The sequence below is a fragment of the Streptomyces sp. SID486 genome (assembly GCF_009865385.1).
Lineage (GTDB): Bacteria > Actinomycetota > Actinomycetes > Streptomycetales > Streptomycetaceae > Streptomyces.
In genome coordinates, this window is sequence record NZ_WWJT01000516.1 from 1 (window position 1) to 3,161 (window position 3,161).

Here is a 3,161-nt window from a genome sequence, read left to right on the forward strand (position 1 = left end):
CTGGTCCAGGAACCACAGCCGCTGCTGGGCCGAGGACAGCGGCAGCCGGTCCGGGCGCTCCTGCCGGGTCAGCGCGGCCCGCGGCAGCTCCCCGCTCCCCTCGGTGACCCGCTCGGACAGTGCGACCACGGTCGGGTACCGGAACAGGTCCTTGACGCCGAGCTGCACGCCGAAGGCCTGGCGGATCCGGCTGATGAGCCGGGTGGCGAGCAGCGAGTGGCCGCCGCGGTGGAAGAAGTGGTCGTCGATGGTGGCCGACGGCAGTCCCAGGACCGCGGCGAACAGGCCGCACAGGACCTCTTCCTGCGGATTGCGCGGGGCGCGTCCGGCGACGTCGTGGATGACCTGCGGGGCGGGCAGCGCCCGCCGGTCGATCTTGCCGTTGGCGGTGAGCGGAATCGCGTCGAGGAGCACGAACGCCGACGGGACCATGTACTCGGGGAGCGCCGCGGTGGTGTGCCGGCGCAGGTCGCCCAGGTCCACCCCGTCCCCGGCGCTCACCAGGTAGGCGACGAGCCGCTTGTCGCCGGGCCGGTCCTCGCGGACGATCACCGTGGCCTGGACGACCGCCGGGTGGGCGGCCAGCGCGGTCTCGATCTCGCCGAGTTCGATGCGGAAGCCGCGCAGCTTGACCTGCTGGTCGGCCCGGCCGAGGTACTCCAGTGAGCCCTCGTGGTTCCACCGCACCAGGTCACCGGTGCGGTACATCCGGGCGCCCGGCCCGCCGTACGGGTCGGCGACGAACCGCTCGGCGGTGAGCGACGGACGGCCCACGTAGCCGCGCGCCAGACCGGACCCGGCGATGTACAGCTCGCCGGGCGCGCCGGCCGGGACGAGCCGGAGCGCGGGGTCGAGGACGTAGAGGCGGTGGTTGTCGAGTGCCTCGCCGATCGGGATCGTGCCGGGCTGGTCGCAGGGCCGGCGGATGCGGTGGGTGGCGGCGAAGGTGGTGGTCTCGGTCGGGCCGTAGCCGTTGACGACGGTGGTGTCCGGGCAGTGCTCCTGGATCCGCCGCACCGCCTCCGGTGAGACGACGTCACCGCCCGCCCACACCTCCCGGACGCCGGCGAAGGCCTCCGGCACCTCCTCGGCCATCACCCGGAACAGTCCGGCCGTCAGCCACAGACTCGTGATCGAGTACCGGGCGAGCAGCTCGCCCAGCGTGCCGGTCTCCAGGTGGCCCCGGGGTGCCACGACGACCGTGCCGCCGGTCAGCCACGGCACCCAGATCTCGTAGGTGGAGGCGTCGAAGGTGTGCGGGGAGTGGAAGAGGACCCGGCTGTGGTCGCCGCCCGCGTACATCCGCTGGCGGGCCAGGTCGGCGACGTTGCGGTGGGTGACGGCGACACCCTTCGGTACGCCGGTCGAGCCCGAGGTGAACATGACGTACAGCCACTGGTCGGGGTGGGTGGCGGCGGTGGACCGCGTCGCGGGGCGGCCGTCCAGCTCCTTGCGGTCGATGACGAGGTCCCGGGCCTGCGCCCTGGCGACCAGCGGATGGTCGGCCAGCGCCCGGTCGGTGATCAGGACCGGCGCGTCGAGTTCGTCGAGGATCTGGGTGTGGCGGGTGTCCGGGTCCGCCGGGTTGAGGGGCGCGTAGGCGCCGCCCGCCTTCACGACCGCGAGCATGGCGATCAGAAGATCGGCCGAGCGCTCCATCATCAGGGCGACGACGGACTCGGGGCCGACCCCGAGGCCGGTGATCCGCTGCGCGAACCGGTCGGACTCCGCGTCGAGTTCGGCGTAGGTGAGGGAGCGCTCCTCGGACGCCACGGCGACCGCGTCCGGCGTCCGGGCCGCCTGCGCGGCGAACAGCTCCGCGAGACCGGCGTCCAGCAGGGCGCCGTCGGTGACCGGCCCCGCGCCCAGCGCCAGCAGCCGCTCCCGCTCCTCGGGGCCGGTGAACTCCAGCTCCCCGACCGGTAGTTCCGGATCGGCGACGACCGCTTCCAGCAGCCGTACCAGTCGGTCCGCGAGCCCTTCCACGGTCCGGGCGTCGTACAGGTCCGTCGCGTACTCCACGGACAGGTCCAGGCCGCCGGGGCGGCCGTCGGCCGTGCGGTGCTCGTGGAAGGAGAAGGTCAGGTCGAACTTGGCGATCTCCAGCGGCGTGAACCACGACTCGGTGTGCACACCCGGCAGTTCGAGGGCCGGCCTGGCCGCGTCCTGGAGGGTGAGGGCCACCTGGAAGAGCGGGTGGCGGGCGGCGCTGCGCTCGGGGTTGAGGATCTCGACGAGCCGGTCGAAGGGCAGGTCCTGGTGGGCCCAGGCGGCCAGGTCGGTCTCCCGGACCCGGTCGAGCAGTTCCCGGAAGGACGGGTCCCCGCCGACATCGGTGCGCAGCACCAGGCTGTTGACGAAGAAGCCCACCAGGTCGTCCAGGCGCTGGTCGGTGCGGCCGGCGATCGGCGCGCCGATCGGGATGTCCGTACCGGCGCCGGAGCGGGCCAGCGCGGTCGCCACCGCGGCCTGCGCCACCATGAACAGGGTCGTCCCGGTCTCGCGGGCCAGCCGGGTCAGCGCCTCGTGCAGCGCGGGCGGGCACTGCACACCGTGGGTACGGCCCCGGAAGCTCGCGGCCGCCGGACGCGGCCGGTCGGTCGGGAGGGTGGCCTCCACGGGCAGTTCGCCCAGCGTGTGCCGCCAGAACTCGGCCTGCCGCTCCCCGTCCGCCGCGAGCAGCTCCTCCTGCCAGAGGGTGTAGTCGGCGTACTGGACCGGGAGCCGCTCCCACTCGGGCGCCCGGCCCGCGGCACGTGCGGTGTAGGCGGTCGCCACATCGCGCAGGAAGGGGGCGGTGGACCAGCCGTCGGACACGATGTGGTGCATGACGACGAGGAGGACGTGGTCCTGCGCGCCGGTACGGAACAGGGCCGCCCGCAAGGGCAGTTCGCCGGCCAGGTCGAAGGTGCGGGCCGCCTCCGCGCCGAGCAGCGCGTCCAGGGTGTGCTCCTCGGCCGGGGTGACCGGCAGGTCCAGGCGGATCTCCTCGGCCGGCAGCACCACCTGCCCGGCCTCCCCGTCCGCCGCCGAGAACAGCGTCCGCAGGCTCTCGTGGCGTACGACGGTGTCGGTCAGCGCGAGCCGCAGCGCCTCGGTGTCCACGGACCCGGTGAGCCGCAGCGCCAGCGGGATGTTGTACGTCGCCGACGGGCCCTCCA

Annotated in this window: 1 protein-coding gene; it reads right to left on the reverse strand. The window is 73.8% G+C overall.

Translation table 11 applies throughout. The features are described from left to right. On the reverse strand, positions 1 to 3,161 hold a 3,161-nt coding region (locus tag GT045_RS23745; protein ID WP_161335371.1), incomplete at both ends, for a non-ribosomal peptide synthetase.